The 3,022-nt window shown below is 70.0% G+C and carries 1 protein-coding gene; it reads left to right on the top strand.

The genetic code is table 11. The annotated features are described in order from the left end of the window. Positions 1–3,022: condensation domain-containing protein (locus BR31_RS30130; protein ID WP_037178341.1), on the top strand; the 3,022-nt coding region annotated here is incomplete at both ends.

Genomic DNA, 3,022 nt, shown 5'->3' with positions numbered 1-3,022 from the left:
GATTGGTACGACCGGCATCCGGACACCGCTCCGACGTTGGTGAACATGTACGGCATCACCGAGACGACGGTGCACGTGTCGTACCGCGAGATCGACGCGGTGATGGCGGCGTCGGCGTCGGCATCGGTGGTCGGTCAGGCGATCGCGGGGTTGCGCGTCTATGTTCTCGACGAGCGACTCAGCCCCGTCCCGGTCGGCGTTCCCGGCGAGATGTACGTCGCGGGTGTGCAGTTGGCCCGTGGCTACCTCGGTCAGCCGGCGCTCTCGGCGTCGCGGTTCGTGGCCGATCCGTTCGGAGTGGACGGTTCGAGGCTGTACCGCTCGGGCGACCTCGCCCGCTGGAACCGCAACGGGGACCTCGAGTACCTCGGCCGCGCGGACGACCAAGTCAAGGTTCGCGGCTTCCGCATCGAGCTCGGTGAGATCGAGTCGGCGCTCCTGGCTCAGGATTCGGTCGCGCAGGTCGCCGTGATCGTCCGCGAGGACGTTCCCGGCAGTGCGCGCCTGGTGGCGTACCTGGTGCCCGCTGCCGGTGTCACGGTGGACGTCCCCGCCGTGCGCGAGGGCGCGGCCGCGGTGCTGCCGGAGTACATGGTGCCGTCCGCTTTCGTGGTCGTCGATGAGATCCCGCTGACGGCCAATGGCAAGCTGGATCGGCGGGCGTTGCCCGCTCCCGCCGTCGAGGTCCGCGAGTTCCGGGCACCGGAGTCGGCGGTCGAGGGTGTCGTGGCAGGCGTGTTCGCCGAGGTGCTCGGTCTCGACCGGGTCGGTCTCGACGACGACTTCTTCGAGCTCGGCGGCAACTCGCTGATCGCCGCGCAGGTGGCGGCACGGATCGGTGCGGCGCTCGACACCCGGGTCCCGGTGCGGATCCTGTTCGAGTCCTCGACCGTCGTCGCGCTCGCGGCTGCTGTCGGTGTGCTCGCGGATGAGGGCGGGCGCGTGGCACTCGTCGCCGGGCCGCGCCCCGAGCGGATCCCGCTCTCCCCGGCGCAGTCGCGGATGTGGTTCCTGAACCAGTTCGACACCGAGTCCGCGATGAACAACATTCCGATCGCGGTGCGCCTGACCGGTTCGGTCGATCTCGAGGCGTTGCGTGCGGCGGTCGCGGACCTGCTCGACCGCCACGAGGTCCTGCGCACGGTGTACCCGGACACTGCCGACGGCCCGGTCCAGGTGATCGTCCCTGTCGCGCAGGCGATGCCCGACCTGACGCCCGTTGCGGCGACCGAGAGCGAGATGTTCGAGGCGCTCGTCCGGGAAGCGGCGACCGGGTTCGACGTGACCGATCAGGTCCCGCTGCGCGTGACGCTTCTGCAGACCTCGGTCACCGAGTTCGTGCTCGTGTTCGTCGTGCACCACATCAGTGCCGACGGCTGGTCGATGAGTCCGCTGGTGCGGGACGTGATGACCGCGTACGCCGCGCGCGCCGCGGGTGTGGCGCCGGCGTGGTCGCCGTTGCCGGTGCAGTACGCGGATTACGCGCTGTGGCAGCGCGAGGTGCTCGGGTCCGAGGAGGACCCGCAGTCGTTGGTGTCCACGCAGTTGCGGTACTGGGCGGACGCGCTGGCCGGGTTGCCCGACCAGCTGGACCTGCCGAGCGATCGCACGCGCCCGGCGGTTGCGTCGTATCGCGGTGCAGCGCACCGTTTCACGATCGATGCCGACCTGCATCGCGACCTGAGCGGTCTGGCCCGCACGCAGGGGACCACCCTGTTCATGGTCGTGCATGCGGCACTGTCGGTGTTGCTGGCGCGGTTGTCGGGATCCTCCGACATCGCGATCGGTGCGCCGGTCGCGGGACGTGGCGAAGCCGCGCTCGACGATCTGGTCGGCATGTTCGTCGGCACGTTGGTGCTGCGCACCCAGGTCGATTCCGGTTCGAGCTTCGAGCAGATCCTCGGACAGACCCGGTCGGTCGACGTCGCGGCCTTCGCCAACACCGACGTGCCGTTCGAGCGGCTCGTGGAGGTCCTCAGCCCGGCCCGTTCGCAGGCGCGGCACCCGCTGTTCCAGGTGGCACTGACCTTCCAGAACATGGACGTGCCGACGCTCGAACTGCCCGGGCTGACCGTGAGCGGCGTCGAGATCGATGCCCGCGTCGCGAAGTTCGATCTCCAGGTGACGATGTCGGAGACCTTCGCCGACGACGGTGCACCGACGGGGATGACGGCGGAACTGACCTACGCCACCGATCTGTTCGACGACACGACGATGGATGCCTTCGCGCGGCGCTTCGTGCGACTGCTCGGCGCGGTGGCAGGCGACCCGGCCGCGGTGGTCGGCGACGTGGACCTGCTCTCGGACCTCGAGCGCGGCCAGGTGCTCGAGGACTGGCCGGTCGCGGGACCGGACGCGGGTGTCGACGGCACCCTGGTCGAGTGGTTCGACTCCGCCGCGACCCGCTTCCCGGACCGCGTCGCGGTGCGCTTCGGCGACGGACAGCTGACCTACCGTGAGCTCGACGAGCGGACGAACCGCCTGGCGCGCACGCTGATCGAGTCCGGAGTCGGACCCGAGACCCTCGCCGCGGTGGCGTTGCCACGCTCGCTCGACCTGGTGGTCGCGTTGCTGGCGGTGCTCAAGGCCGGTGGCGGGTACCTGCCCGTCGATCCGACCTATCCGGCGGATCGCATCGAGTACATGCTCTCCGACGCCGCTCCGGTGTGCGTGGTGAGCTGGACCGGCCGCGAGATCGCCCTGCCCACCGGGCTTCCGGTGGTCGAGCTGGACACGGTTGACCTGTCCGGGGTCTCGGCGGCGCCGGTCTCCGATGCCGAGCGGGTGGCCCCGCTGCGGCCGGGCAACGTCGCGTACGTGATCTACACGTCGGGTTCGACCGGTCGCCCGAAGGGCGTCCAGGTCCCGCACCGCACCGTGACCCGACTCATGCGGAACACGGAGCGGCGCTTCGGCTTCGACGAGCGCGATGTGTGGACGATGTTCCACTCGTACGCGTTCGACTTCTCGGTGTGGGAGCTGTGGGGTCCGCTGCTGTACGGCGGCACGCTGGTGGTCGTCG

Source organism: Rhodococcus sp. UNC363MFTsu5.1, assembly GCF_000686785.1.
GTDB lineage: Bacteria > Actinomycetota > Actinomycetes > Mycobacteriales > Mycobacteriaceae > Rhodococcus_G > Rhodococcus_G maanshanensis.
This window is presented reverse-complemented; position numbering and strand designations above follow the sequence as displayed.